The organism is Chryseobacterium aahli (genome assembly GCF_022699665.1).
Taxonomy (GTDB): Bacteria; Bacteroidota; Bacteroidia; order Flavobacteriales; family Weeksellaceae; genus Chryseobacterium; species Chryseobacterium aahli.
In genome coordinates this window covers 166952-180014 of the sequence record NZ_JALDNB010000009.1, presented here as the reverse complement: position 1 = coordinate 180014, position 13063 = coordinate 166952, and the positions used below count along the sequence as shown (strand labels likewise).

The 13063-nt window shown below is 34.8% G+C and carries 11 protein-coding genes and 3 tRNA genes; 11 read left to right on the top strand and 3 right to left on the bottom strand.

Features of this window, described 5'->3' with window-relative positions; translation table 11 throughout:
- Positions 1-55: 55 nt before the first annotated feature.
- Complete coding sequence (locus MQX03_RS15060; RefSeq protein ID WP_242804024.1) at positions 56-1558, top strand: FMN-binding glutamate synthase family protein; 1503 nt, start codon at positions 56-58, stop codon at positions 1556-1558.
- A gap of 73 nt (positions 1559-1631) precedes the next feature.
- Here the strand turns inward: MQX03_RS15060 and MQX03_RS15055 are convergent, their stop codons facing one another.
- Positions 1632-2357, bottom strand: a complete 726-nt coding sequence (locus MQX03_RS15055; RefSeq protein WP_242804023.1) for a hypothetical protein — start codon at positions 2355-2357, stop codon at positions 1632-1634.
- A 54-nt stretch (positions 2358-2411) separates the two neighbouring features.
- Here MQX03_RS15055 and MQX03_RS15050 point away from each other — a divergent pair, with 54 nt between their 5' ends.
- Positions 2412-2855, top strand: coding sequence for an RNA-binding S4 domain-containing protein (locus MQX03_RS15050; RefSeq protein ID WP_129536203.1), 444 nt, complete (start codon positions 2412-2414; stop codon positions 2853-2855).
- Here the strand turns inward: MQX03_RS15050 and MQX03_RS15045 are convergent.
- Positions 2850-3365, bottom strand: a complete 516-nt coding sequence (locus MQX03_RS15045) for a shikimate kinase (protein WP_229983782.1) — start codon at positions 3363-3365, stop codon at positions 2850-2852. The two genes, MQX03_RS15050 and MQX03_RS15045, sit on opposite strands and share 6 nt — an antisense overlap.
- Before the next feature lie 116 nt (positions 3366-3481).
- Between MQX03_RS15045 and MQX03_RS15040 the strand changes: the two genes are divergently transcribed.
- The 3 genes from MQX03_RS15040 to MQX03_RS15030 all read left to right on the top strand — a co-directional run bounded on the left by MQX03_RS15040 (position 3482) and on the right by MQX03_RS15030 (position 3809).
- Positions 3482-3554, top strand: a tRNA-Lys gene (locus MQX03_RS15040).
- Positions 3555-3589: 35 nt separating this feature from the next.
- Positions 3590-3672: transfer RNA gene (locus tag MQX03_RS15035), tRNA-Leu, on the top strand.
- Positions 3673-3736: 64 nt separating this feature from the next.
- Positions 3737-3809: transfer RNA gene (locus tag MQX03_RS15030), tRNA-Lys, on the top strand.
- Between the two features lie 98 nt (positions 3810-3907).
- On the opposite strand, the gene panC is transcribed toward MQX03_RS15030, so the two are convergent.
- Positions 3908-4756 (bottom strand): pantoate--beta-alanine ligase, encoded by an 849-nt coding sequence (gene panC, locus MQX03_RS15025; protein WP_242804022.1) that lies wholly within the window; start codon positions 4754-4756, stop codon positions 3908-3910.
- A 169-nt stretch (positions 4757-4925) separates the two neighbouring features.
- Here panC and MQX03_RS15020 point away from each other — a divergent pair, with 169 nt between their 5' ends.
- The 6 genes from MQX03_RS15020 to porM all read left to right on the top strand — a co-directional run bounded on the left by MQX03_RS15020 (position 4926) and on the right by porM (position 13060).
- Positions 4926-5696 carry a glycogen/starch synthase gene (locus MQX03_RS15020; RefSeq protein WP_242804021.1) on the top strand — a complete coding sequence of 257 codons (771 nt, stop codon included), beginning with the start codon at positions 4926-4928 and terminating at the stop codon, positions 5694-5696.
- A gap of 24 nt (positions 5697-5720) precedes the next feature.
- Positions 5721-7271, top strand: coding sequence for a DUF4270 family protein (locus MQX03_RS15015; RefSeq protein WP_242804020.1), 1551 nt, complete (start codon positions 5721-5723; stop codon positions 7269-7271).
- Positions 7272-7296: 25 nt separating this feature from the next.
- Positions 7297-9150: a glutamine--fructose-6-phosphate transaminase (isomerizing) gene (gene glmS / locus MQX03_RS15010; RefSeq protein ID WP_242804019.1), complete on the top strand. Its 1854-nt coding sequence runs from the start codon at positions 7297-7299 to the stop codon at positions 9148-9150.
- Between the two features lie 107 nt (positions 9151-9257).
- Positions 9258-10670, top strand: a complete 1413-nt coding sequence (porK, locus tag MQX03_RS15005) for a T9SS ring complex lipoprotein PorK/GldK (protein WP_242804018.1) — start codon at positions 9258-9260, stop codon at positions 10668-10670.
- Positions 10671-10734: 64 nt separating this feature from the next.
- Positions 10735-11427: a type IX secretion system motor protein PorL/GldL gene (porL, locus tag MQX03_RS15000; RefSeq protein ID WP_129536209.1), complete on the top strand. Its 693-nt coding sequence runs from the start codon at positions 10735-10737 to the stop codon at positions 11425-11427.
- Positions 11428-11467: 40 nt separating this feature from the next.
- Complete coding sequence (gene porM / locus MQX03_RS14995) at positions 11468-13060, top strand: type IX secretion system motor protein PorM/GldM (RefSeq protein ID WP_242804017.1); 1593 nt, start codon at positions 11468-11470, stop codon at positions 13058-13060.
- Positions 13061-13063 lie beyond the last annotated feature (3 nt).

Genomic DNA, 13063 nt, shown 5'->3' with positions numbered 1-13063 from the left:
TGTTTGCTTTATTTCAACTAAATTTATTCTTTAACGATTTTAAATCTACATTCTTATGAGAGATAAGTTTTTATCTTGGGGATTGGTGTTGGTTATTGTCACATGGATTGTGGCATTACTCATCAGAGCCCATTACTGGATTCCAATATTTTTAACGGCAGTTTATGCATTGGGAATTTACAATACCTATCAAACGAAACATGCAATTCTTAGAAATTTTCCTGTTTTGGGTTATTTCAGGTATTTTTTTGAAGACATTTCTCCCGAAATGCAGCAGTATTTTATTGAAAGAGAAACTGATGGGAAGCCTTTTCCAAGAAATCAGCGTTCAGCGGTCTATAGACGCTCAAAAAATCTGAGTGATACTGTACCTTTCGGAACTCAGTTAGAAGTCAATCACAGAAAGTATGAAGGAATTAAACATTCTATTTATGCTAAATCTCCTAAAGAAGAACTTCCAAGAGTTTTAGTGGGTGGCGAACAATGTACACAGCCTTATAATGCATCGTTATTTAATATTTCGGCAATGAGTTTTGGTGCATTGAGTGACAGAGCTCAGATTTCTTTAAACCGTGGTGCAAAAAAAGGAAATTTTTATCATAATACTGGTGAAGGTGGAATTTCTCCACACCACATGGAAGGAGGAGATCTATGCTGGCAAATTGGGACAGGATATTTCGGATGCAGAGATGATGAAGGAAAATTCAACCCAGAATTATTTACAAAATATTCAACACTTCCGAATGTGAAAATGATTGAGATTAAATTGTCTCAAGGCGCGAAACCCGGTCATGGTGGAGTTTTACCAGGAGTGAAGAATACACCTGAGATTGCAAAAATTCGTCACGTACAACCTGGTATAACGATTATTTCTCCGCCCTCGCATTCATCATTTTCTGATGCTGCTAGTTTATTGAAATTTGTACAGCATTTAAGAGAACTTTCAGGTGGAAAACCTGTTGGTTTTAAGTTGTGCATTGGCGATACCAAAGAGTTTGAAGATATTTGCGTTCAGATGAATGTCTTAAAAATTTATCCTGATTTTATCACGGTCGATGGAGCAGAAGGAGGAACAGGAGCAGCCCCACCTGAATTTTCTGATGGAGTAGGGATGCCACTAGAACCAGCTTTGATTTTTGTGAATAAAACATTGAAGAATTATAATGTCAGAAATAGACTAAGAGTAATTGCCAGCGGAAAAGTTCTAACGAGTTTAGATATTTTGCGGGCTGTTGCAATGGGTGCAGATATGTGCAATAATGCAAGAGGATTTATGTTTTCTTTAGGCTGTATTCAGGCTTTGAGATGTAATAACAACAATTGTCCGACGGGCATAGCAACGCAGGATAAAATGCTGATCAAAGGTCTTGATGTAACGGATAAAGCGGAAAGAGTATACCATTTTCACAAAAATACATTACATACTTGTAACGAATTGATTGCCGCGGCAGGAAGAAGTTCCTACGAAGAAGTAGATGCATCAATGTTTATGAGAGGTGATGAGTTTGAGCATCTTTCAGATAAATATTTCCCAGATATTTTAGGGAATGTGAGATAGCTTCAATTTAAAAAGAGAAAAAAAAAATCCGCTTCAAAATTTTTGAAGCGGATTTTTTTATTTTTATTCCTGTTTATTCCTGACCGGTAGGTCTTGTTTCTGTGTGATAAATTTGAAAATTAAAAACGAAACATGCATTTTGAAGATTATAATAATTAGTGTCTCTTGCAAAAGCGGCTTTTGAAGGAATGATAATTACTCCTTGTAAATTAGGTAAGGTTTCGTTTGGAAGATTTTCAAATCCGTTAAAGTATTTTAGTGCTTCTTTAAGTCCTTCGATTTCATAATAACTTCTTTGTTTTGCCGCGTCAGTGGTTGCTGCGGTTAGAACTGATTTTTTAACATAGTAAAATGTTGGATCAGTTACCGGAGAAGCTTCCAAATCAATTGTATTGATTAACGTTCCGCCAGAAGTTAATGCTACGTTTCCGTCGATATCAGTAGCGCGGTAATAACTTCCTCTCATCATTGTTTTGATAAGGCTGTTATCTCCTATTGCTTTTCCCGGATTAGGTTGTGCACCGTCTCGTTTAATGTAAATAACTCCCGATGGAAGCTTTTGAGGACTAAGCTCAGATAATTTTTTATAATTATCGTCTGCAGCATCTGCTGTAAATGCTTTGATGTTTCCTTGAGTGTCTAAGTAGTTGTTATCCATAAATTTTTGGATAGCCTGCTCATCAAGTGAGTTTCTTACCTCAATGTTTTCTGGCTCTACAAATGTTTCTACTTCATCATCTTTCTTACAAGCTGAAAAACACAAAGATCCAGCAAGGATATACAAAAATATTTTTTTCATTTCAAAAACTTTAATTACTTTACAAATAATATAACGGCAAAAGTATAAAAAATTATGAGAATAGATAAATTTTTATGGAGTATTCGTTTTTACAAGACCAGAAGTATTGCTACCGACGAGATCAAAAAGAACAGAGTAGCAATAGGAGCATCGGTTGTAAAGTCGTCTAAAGAGGTAAAAGAAGGAGATGTCATTAAAATCCGTAAAAATCAAATTGACTATAAAATAAAAGTCATCCAAATCCCCAAAAGTAGAATTGGGGCTAAATTAGTTTCGCTTCATATCAAAGATGTCACAGATAAAGAACAGTATGAGCTGCTTAAACTGAGAAAAATGTCTCAGAGCTATTACCGAGACCGAGGTGAAGGAAGACCTACCAAAAAGGATAGAAGAGAGATTGACGGCTATACAGAAAATGATGTAGATTCAGATTTTACAGATTGGGATGACTTTTTTGGAGAGAGCGATTCAGAAAAAGAAGAGGAGAAAGAATCATAAATACAGTTTTTCGATAATCTCGTTCATGATTTCCTCTGGTTCTTTAGAATCGGTGCCAATTATGAACTGAGCTTTGCTGTAAAATTCATTTCTTTCAAATAAATGTTTGGCAATAAACTCGGGGAGGTTTTCGTCTGAAATATTAGCTATCAAAGGTCGTTTTTCTTTTTGTTTTGAAATTCTTTCTATTAAAGTATTGATAGACGTTCGGAGAAAGATACTTTTAGAATTATGGTTGATGATTTCCATATTATTGTAATAAACAGGCGTGCCTCCTCCTAAGCTCAGAATAATATTTTCTTCTGTAGCTAAAAGCTCTTCTAAAATTTCTCTTTCCTGCTTACGAAAGTAGATTTCTCCCTTTTTTTCGAAGATTTCGGGGATCGTTAATTTATTTCGCTTAGAAATTTCTCTATCGAGATCAATTAATTTGAAATCTATTTTTTCGCTTAAAATTTTGGAAATGTGAGATTTGCCACTTCCCATGTATCCGACTAGTGAAATTATCATGAATTTATTTTAAACAAATTTGCGAAAAAGTTTTGAGATAATGAAAAAAGTCCTATCTTTGCACCACTAAAAACAAGGGACATTACTTAACACTGAAACTTGGTAATAAAGTGACCGACTCGGTAGCTCAGCTGGTAGAGCAATACACTTTTAATGTATGGGTCCTGGGTTCGAATCCCAGCCGGGTCACTAGCGAAAATGTTATATTTTTTTATAATTTTTTTGCCTGCGTGGTGAAATTGGTAGACACGCCATCTTGAGGGGGTGGTTTCCTAAGGATGTGCTGGTTCGAGTCCAGTCGCAGGCACTGCAAAAAAAAGTTTGGTAATTCTAAAATTTATTTTAAATTTATCAAATCTAAAAACAAGACCGACTCGGTAGCTCAGCTGGTAGAGCAATACACTTTTAATGTATGGGTCCTGGGTTCGAATCCCAGCCGGGTCACAAGTTTACTGAAAAGTAAATTTTTTTCATATTAATATTTTGTGATTTGGTGTTCAAAGGCTTCCTTCCGGAAGCCTTTGATTTTTTAGGGAAGTTGATCAATCTAAATGTATGTTGTCAATCAATCTCACGCCATCTACCATTACTACGATAAAAGCTCTGTAAGATTTATCTTTATAAAAAAAATCGGTTTCTTTCAGAGTGTTTTCATCTGCAATCATAAAATATTCCATCTGCATTCCTACTTGATCATCAAAAATATCTTTAACTCTATCTTTAATCTCAGGAATCGACACCGTTCTGAACCAATCATTCACTTTTACAAGCGTTTCATAAATCACTTTAGAATCTTCTCTTCTGTTTTCAGTGAGTCTTTGATTTCTTGAGCTCAATGCTAATCCGTTTTCGGCTCTGTAAATATCAACTCCATGAATGTTGATGTGAAGTTGTTTCTTTTCGATCATTTTTTTAATAATCGCCAATTGCTGAAAATCTTTTTCGCCGAAATAAGCATTGTCTGGTTTTACCTGTCTGAAAAGTTCTTCAACCACAGTTCCCACGCCATCGAAATGCCCTGGGCGTGATTTTCCTTCCATCTCATTTTCCAGGCCTTCAAAATCATAATGCTGGCTTTCTGCTTTTTCAGGATAAATATCCTGTACCTCCGGAATGTAAACAGCGTCAACCAAGCCGGATGTTTCAAGAATCTTGATGTCTCTGTTAGTATCTCTAGGATATTTTTTTAAGTCTTCAGCGTTGTTAAACTGTGTAGGATTTACAAATATCGAAGAAATAACCAAGTCATTTTCTGCTCTGGCAGCTTCATATAAAGAGAGGTGACCATTATGTAGCGCACCCATTGTGGGAGCGAAACCTATTTTTTTGCCCATTTCTCTCTGTCTTTCAATAAAATCCTGAAGTGTTTTTTTGTTTTTTAGAACTTCCATAATTTATTTTAATAGTAATTCAAAAATACTAAAATATCTTGTATTAATTTTCAGGAATTAGTAGTTCAACCGTAGTGATTATCGTAAAAAAATGTTAATTACAATAATGTTGGATGTTTTTTTGTAATTTTGCAACTTATAGCATTATTTAAAATTATATAAAAATTATATGCCCAATCAGAAAATACTGTACATTACCACAGAGATGTACCCTTATCAGGAAGATACAAACTTAGGAACAGTGGTAAACAAAATGGCACTTAAAATGCACCAAGAAGGCAATGATGTAAGAGTTTTTATGCCACGATTTGGACAAATAAGTGAAAGAAAATTTCAGCTTCATGAGGTAATCCGTCTTTCTGGGATGAATATTATCATCAACGATCTTGATCAGCCTCTTATTATAAAAGTAGCTTCTCTTCCGGGAGAAAGACTTCAGGTTTATTTTATCGATAATGAAGAATACTTCAAAAGAAAACAATATTATTTTGATGACGAGGGCGTAGGTTTCCCAGATAATGACGAGCGTGCAATTTTCTTTGCAAGAGGCGTTATCGAAACAATCAAAAAATTAAACTGGGTACCGGATGTTATTCACCTTAATGGTTGGATGGCTTCTTTCATTCCTGTTTATTTAAAAACATTCTATCAGTCTGACACTTATTTCAAAGATGCGAAAATTGTTCTTTCATTATATAATGAAAAGGATGCTCCTTTAGATAAAAGTATCGTGGAAAAATTACAGTTTGATAATATTTCAGGATTAGAAGCGTTAAATACACCAAGCTTTCAAAGTTTTGTGATTGAAAGTATGAAGTATGTAGATGAGGTTGTAAAAGGTGATGAATTCTTAGAAGGGGATTTAGATAAAGCTTTTAACGAAACGTCTACTGCAAAATCAGAATATTTAGACATAGATTCTATCAATAAACTATATTAAAAGAACATTTTGATGATTTATAATATGAAAAAAGCCTTCACTATACTTTCAATGGTGATTTTTGGAGGGATGTTGGTTTACAATTGCGAACCTGATCCGGATTCTCTGGGTGAACAATTATTTTTAGATGGCGCTGCAGCAGGTAATGAAGTTGCTTATGACGTTATCGCTTATAATATTAATAATAATGACAGTATAAGAAGTGATGCTGCAAAATTGGGGCTTGCTACTTTAGGAGCTTTTAATGAAAATCAGTTTGGGATGCAGAAAGCATCTTATTACACACAGTTGAGATTGGCAGCATACGATCCTGATTTCGGAACAAATGCAGTGGTAGACTCTGTAGTATTGGTAATAAAACCGACTTATGCATCAGATTCTTTGACGACAACGACTGATGAAAGTTATGTTTATCCTGATGGAGCAGTAGCTGCTAAAAAAGTAGTTAACACTTATCGTGCAACCAAATATGGAAGAACCAAGGCTAATGGTGGAAATCTAACGGTTAAAGTACAAGAGGTTACTGATTTTTTAAATGGCTATAGTGATATTGCCTATTCTAATAAAGATTACGCAGTAAATTTAAATGCAAGTGAGCAATTAGGTTCTAAAACCTTTAATGGTTCTGTAAATTCTATTGCTATAACAAAAGATTCAGATAATAGTTCATTATTTTCTTCAGAAGCTGGTTTTAGAATACCGTTGAAACCAGAGTTCTTTCAAACAAAAATCATTAATAAAAAAGGTCAGCCTGAATTGAAAGATGTAGCAAGTTTCATCAGATATTTCAGAGGTTTGAAAATTTCAGTTGAGGAAAATGATGGTTACTTAGTACAATTTTCACCTTCTGGGGTTGAATTGATTATGTATTACAAATCTGACAAAGTAGAAAATGGTACTACTACCAGACCTCAGACAAAATATGCTTTCTCTATAGGAAACGGAAATGCTCATATTGGAAATTATCAGTATAATAGAGCAGGATCTGCAGCAGGAACAGCACTGCCTCCAAATACTACAACAGGTGACGCTAAACTTTTCGCTCAGGGAATGGGAGGTAATTCTATAGGAATTAAATTTTCTCCTACGGAAATAGAAAAGTTGAGAAAACTCTATAATGATAATAAAGCAGGGATTATCTCTGCAAAAATCAGAATGTACACAGATAAGGTTGATTGGAATAATAAGTATAAGAAACCAACCTTATTGACTATTGTACAGAAAGATATTGTAGATGGAAAAGCGACTACAAATTTTACACAAGATTTGTTATTATTGTCAGCAACTCCCAATTTTGCATATTTGAAAGCTTATGATTTAGAAAAAAATCCTGCATATTATGATTTTACAGTAACTCAATCATTGAAAGAAATTGTTGAGAAAGGAATAAAGTATGAGGATAAATATTTCAAAATCGATATGGGGAATTTCTTGCAGTCTTCTACAGGAAATACTTTAGCAGGGTATCAATTTACATCTCGACCTTTCTCTATAGATAGGGCAGTATTTATAGGATCTGCTGATCCTTTAAATCCTAATAAAATTCAGTTAAGAGTTACTTACGGTACAAAATAAAAAAACAAAAACACTTGATTAAGTTATGTGCGGAATAGTTGGTTATACAGGTTTTCAAGATGCCTATGAAATTGTCATTAATGGTCTTAGAAGATTAGAGTATAGAGGATATGACAGTGCCGGAATTGTTTTAGAAGGTGAAAACAATAGTTTTAACGTTGAAAAAACTAAAGGTAAAGTTGATGACCTTGTTAATATCTCTGGTCAGTTAAAAGGAATTGCAAAAGTAGGTATGGGGCATACACGTTGGGCAACACATGGTGTTCCTAGCGATAGAAATTCTCATCCTCATGTCTCTAATAACGGGAAAATAGCAATCGTTCACAATGGTATTATAGAAAATTACGATACCATAAAGACAATGCTTACGGATAAAGGATATACTTTCAAATCTGAAACAGATACTGAAGTTTTGGTTAATTTGATTCAGTACTTTACAGAATTAAATACGGAAACAGATTTTCCTACTGCTGTAAGATATGCTTTAAATGAAGTATATGGTGCTTATGCAATTACGGTAATGCACGAAGATTATCCTGGAGTTTTGGTTGTGGGAAGATTAGGTTCTCCGTTAGCAATCGGGATTGGCGATCAGGAATATTTTATTGCCTCAGATGCTTCTCCATTCGTAGAATTTACAAAAGAAGCCATTTATTTAGAAGAAGGTCACATGGCAATTCTTTCTTTAGAAAAGGGTGTAGACATCAGAACAATTAATGATAACTCTAAAATCGTTCCTGAAATTCAGGAGCTTAAATTAAATTTAGAGCAAATCGAAAAAGGTGGTTATGAGCATTTTATGCTGAAAGAAATCTTTGAACAGCCAAAATCAATTCACGATACCATGAGAGGGAGACTCCTTGTGGAAGAAGGAATTATCAAAATGGCTGGAATTTGGGATCACCTTGAGAAATTCAAAAATGCGAACAAAATTACCATTATCGCTTGCGGTACATCATGGCACGCAGGTCTTATTGGTGAATATTTAATTGAAGAATTTGCAAGAATTCCTGTTGAAGTAGAGTATGCTTCTGAATTCAGATACAGAAACCCAATTATTACGGATAAAGACGTTGTGATTGCTATTTCTCAGTCAGGAGAAACTGCAGATACAATGGCAGCATTAAAGTTGGCGAAAGAAAGAGGTGCATTTATATATGGTATTTGTAATGTAGTTGATTCTTCAATTGCAAGAATTACAGACGCAGGTTCTTACACTCATGCAGGTCCTGAGATTGGTGTTGCTTCTACCAAAGCATTTACTGCTCAGCTTACGATTCTATCGCTTATTGCATTGAAGTTAGGAAAGCATAACGGAAACCTAGGAAATGCAGAATTCATGAGCTTAGCAGCTGAATTGAATGCTATTCCTAAAAAGATTGAGGAAGTTTTAGAGGCTACTCACGAATTGACACAAAGCATTGCTAAAGATTTTATTAATGCAACCAATTTCCTTTATTTAGGAAGAGGTTACAATTATCCTGCAGCATTAGAAGGTGCATTGAAATTGAAAGAAATTTCCTACATCCATGCAGAAGGTTATCCGGCAGCAGAGATGAAGCATGGGCCTATTGCATTGATTGATGAAAATATGCCGATCGTAATCATTGCTCCTAAAAAAGGTCATTATGATAAAATTGTAAGCAATGTGCAGGAAATTAAGGCTAGAAAAGGGAAAGTAATTGCAGTTGTAAATAAAGGAGATACTCAGGTAAGTGCTATGGCAGATTACGTTATTGAGATTCCTGAGACTTCTGAGTGTTTTTCACCAATTGTTGCCTCTGTTCCTTTACAGCTACTCGCTTATTACATAGCGGTTTATAGAGGGGCAAACGTTGATCAGCCGAGAAACCTTGCAAAATCTGTAACTGTTGAGTAAAAATACTTGCAAATAAAATAAATTTAGATTTTTTTCGTTATTCTAAAAAAAATCTTAAAAGTTTCTTAAAAAAATTATATATTTACGGCTTAATTATAAAAATTAACATGAAAAGGATATTTCTTTTATTATTGTCTGCGTCGGTAGCATCGGTATCTTGTTCAGGTGGTGGATCTTCTTCTGTTGGGAAGCCAGGAACAAAAGGGGAATTGATACCTAGAGAAAAAACAAAATCATTTGTTGCAGAAAGACCATTTGGTATGGTTGCCATTCCTGGTGGATCTTTTGTTGCAGGTTTAGCTGATTGGGATCCTACGGGAAGCCCTGAGAAAGCTGCACTGAAAACAGTTACTGTATCTTCATTCTTTATTGATGAAGCTGAAACTACTAATGCAGAGTACAGGGTATTTATTAATTATGTAAGAGACTCTATTGCAAGAACCATGCTTGCTGAAGCTGCTGGAGAAGGTGGAGAAGGTGGTGGTAAAGGTACAGGCATAGGAGATTATGCATACCTTGCAAAAAAAGAAGAAAACCTTACTGCGTATCAAGAATATCTTGAAGGTGCAGGTGGTAGAGACGGTTTTGATGATACTAAAAAATTAGATTGGAAAATTCCATTGCATTGGAATACATCTAAATATCCAGATGTAGAATATGCTGAAGTTTTAGAATCTATGTATTTACCAGCTTCTTCTAGAGTTGGTAGCGAAAGACTTCTTGATGTTAGTAAATTAAAATATAATTATAGATGGGGAGATATGAATGCTGCTCTCGCAGAAAACGAAAGAGGTGTTAACTTCTTGAGAAGCGAAAGTATTGCAATCTATCCTGATACAACTGTTTGGGTTAAAGATTTCCACTTTACTTATAACGAACCATTATTCGAACAATATTTCTGGCACAAAGCTTACAAAGACTATCCTGTTGTTGGGGTAACTTGGGATCAGGCGAGAGCATACTGTAACTTCAGATCAAAATTAAAGTCTGATTACAATGAAAGCATGAAAAGAAAGAAACAAAGACCAATCTCTTTCCGTCTTCCAACCGAAATAGAGTGGGAATATGCTGCTAGAGGTGGTAAGCAAAATGCTACTTATCCTTGGGGTGGTCCTTATTTGATGGATGATAGAGGTTGTTATCTTGCAAACTTCAAGCCAAAAAGAGGTGATTATATGGAAGATGCTAAAAAAGGTACTTATATGTATGCTGCTCCAGTGAAGAAATTCAAGAAAAACGGATTCGGATTATTTGATATGGCTGGAAACGTTTCTGAATGGACCGAGTCTGCATATAATAACTCTTCATATGGTTTTTCTTCAACTTTAAATCCTTCTACTAAAGATAGAGAAGATTCTAAAAGATCTGTAAGAGGAGGTTCTTGGAAAGATGTTGGATATATGTTGATGAACGGATCTAGAGATTATGAAAGTAAAGATTCTGCAAGAAGTTACATCGGATTCAGAACAGTACAGGATATTCCTGAAGCAGCTGTGAAGGTAAAAAGAGTTACCAAATAAGAATCACTTCAATTAAATTATTTTCAGAAACTATTTTATTTAACATTAAAAAAAACTAACTTATATGTTTAAGACTAAAGATGCTTGGATGAATTTCTTCTATTCATTCGGTGCTGCAATTGTAATTCTTGGAGCTTGGCTTAAAATTACTCACATTTCATTTGGCCCAATCAATGGTAACATCGCACTTACAGTAGGGCTTGTTACAGAGGCAATTATCTTTATTATTTTCGCTTTTGACCCTCCAGCAGCTGAAGAGTCTTACCATTGGGAAAATGTTTATCCTGAACTATTAGATAAGCATGCAAACCCAAACCCATTACATTCAAATGTTTCTTCTAAAAATACGATTGATCATTTTGCTGAATTAGAAAACTCTCTATCTGGTAAATTAGATAAGATGCTTCAGGATGCAAAATTAGATGTACAGTTATTTGACAGATTAAGAACAGGAATCGATAAATTCTCAAGTTCGGTAGATCAAATCAACCAAACTGTTGATGTATCTGCTTCTACTCACAAGTATAACGATCAGTTAAACAAAGCTGCTCAACACATGGAAAGCATGAACGCTCTATATGCAATGCAATTAGAAAGTGGTCAGAGACAATCTGATTTTGCTAAAAAATATGTTGAAGATATGCAGAAATCAGCTGAACATTCTGAGAAGTTTAATCAAGAATTACAAGGTTTAACAACAAACTTAAACAGCTTAAACAGAGTTTACGGTGGTATGTTAACTGCAATGAAGTCATAATCCCGAACCATTAATTTAATAAAAAACTAAAGAAAAGAGAATGGCAAAAGGAAAACAGACTCCACGTCAGAAGATGATCAACCTAATGTATCTGGTTTTCATCGCAATGATGGCCCTAAACATTGATGTTGAGATCATTAGATCATATTATGATTCTACGAGAGCTCTTAAAGAAACAAGGTTCTTGACAGAGCAGAAAAACGAAGATATTTTTGAGAAAACTTTAGAAGCTAAAGCTCAGCAGGTACCAGATACTTATGCTCAGCCTTGGGAAGATTATAAAGGTCTTAAAGCAAAGCTAGATCTTTTGGTATCTTCTACAGAAGAAGTTAAAAAAACCCTTAAAAAGAAATCAGAGTTTATTGATAAAGATCCAGCAACCGGTAAGGATATGGATGTGAGCGAGAACTTCTCAGCATTGAATAATAATGAAGCTACAATAGAATATTTTTTCAAAGATGGTGATGAAAATAGTCCTTCAGCAAATGCTTTAGAGCTTAAAAAGAAGATGGATGATGTAAGAAATTACATTAATACCAAATTTGGAAATAATGAGCAACTGAAAAAGTTAGTTGAAAGAGCAAATGCTTCATTGTCTGCAGAGTATGCTAATGGTAAATCTCCAAACGGAAAAACTTGGTTTCAGAATAAATTCTACAATCAACCTTTAATTGCTGCGATTTCTAACTTAGAAATTATTCAGAATGATGCGAGAAACGTGCAGTCTGATGCATTAGCTTTAATGCTTCAGGAGAAAGTAGATGCAAGTATCAAGTTTAACCAATATGAGGCAATTGTTTCTGCTCCTGCTGATATCCAGTCTGGAAAGAAAGCTGAAGCAGTGATTATGTTAGGAACTTATTCTAACAGCAATAAAATCAGCATCAGTGGTGTAAGCAGGCAAGAAAACGGTAAAGGATATCTTCCTTTAAATACCGGAGGTCTTGGTGAGAAGAAAATTGGAGGTGTAATTACTTTGACGGATGCTACAGGAAAAGCACAGCAATTCCCGTTCACTCATACCTATAATGTAATTGCAGGTCCACAGCAAGTGAAGCTTGAACAAGGTTTATTACTTTCTGCTGATAAGATGAATGTAATGTATAGAGGTTTAGAAAACCCTGTAACAGGATCTATCCTTGGTGCAGACAATGCTAAATTATCTCTATCTGCTCCGGGAGCTGTTGTTAAAAATACAGGTAAAGGTAAATGGGATGTTATTCCTTCTACTGGAAATACTGTTAAATTAACACTTTCTGGTACAGATCCAACAGGAAAATCTGTTTCTCAGGTATTTGAATATAGAATTAAAGGTATTCCTAGACCACAAGGACAAATTAGAGGTAAAGCGGTTAATTTTATGCCTGTAACTTCTATTCCAAATCAGATTGTTGCGGCAACGCTACCTGATTTTGACTTCCCAGTTACATTTACTGTAAATAGTTTCATTTTGAAACTTCCAGGTAGAGCAGGTACAATGATTCAAGGTAATTCTTTATCTGCGGCTGAAGGATTGTTAAGAAATCTTAGATCCGGTGATGTTGTTCAGATTTATGATATTCAAGCAACTGCAACGGGACTTGGTAATCAAAGACTGAAAGAAATTTCACCTGTAACAATTAACGTTCAATAAGAT

Excerpts from the sequence above, each read along its gene's own strand:
- MQX03_RS15060 (WP_242804024.1), top strand. The coding sequence starts at position 56 with ATGAGAGATAAGTTTTTATCTTGGGGATTGGTGTTGGTTATTGTCACA.
- MQX03_RS15055 (WP_242804023.1), bottom strand. The coding sequence starts at position 2,357 with ATGAAAAAAATATTTTTGTATATCCTTGCTGGATCTTTGTGTTTTTCA.
- MQX03_RS15050 (WP_129536203.1), top strand. The coding sequence starts at position 2,412 with ATGAGAATAGATAAATTTTTATGGAGTATTCGTTTTTACAAGACCAGA.
- MQX03_RS15045 (WP_229983782.1), bottom strand. The coding sequence starts at position 3,365 with ATGATAATTTCACTAGTCGGATACATGGGAAGTGGCAAATCTCACATT.
- panC (WP_242804022.1), bottom strand. The coding sequence starts at position 4,756 with ATGGAAGTTCTAAAAAACAAAAAAACACTTCAGGATTTTATTGAAAGA.
- MQX03_RS15020 (WP_242804021.1), top strand. The coding sequence starts at position 4,926 with ATGCCCAATCAGAAAATACTGTACATTACCACAGAGATGTACCCTTAT.
- MQX03_RS15015 (WP_242804020.1), top strand. The coding sequence starts at position 5,721 with ATGAAAAAAGCCTTCACTATACTTTCAATGGTGATTTTTGGAGGGATG.
- glmS (WP_242804019.1), top strand. The coding sequence starts at position 7,297 with ATGTGCGGAATAGTTGGTTATACAGGTTTTCAAGATGCCTATGAAATT.
- porK (WP_242804018.1), top strand. The coding sequence starts at position 9,258 with ATGAAAAGGATATTTCTTTTATTATTGTCTGCGTCGGTAGCATCGGTA.
- porL (WP_129536209.1), top strand. The coding sequence starts at position 10,735 with ATGTTTAAGACTAAAGATGCTTGGATGAATTTCTTCTATTCATTCGGT.
- porM (WP_242804017.1), top strand. The coding sequence starts at position 11,468 with ATGGCAAAAGGAAAACAGACTCCACGTCAGAAGATGATCAACCTAATG.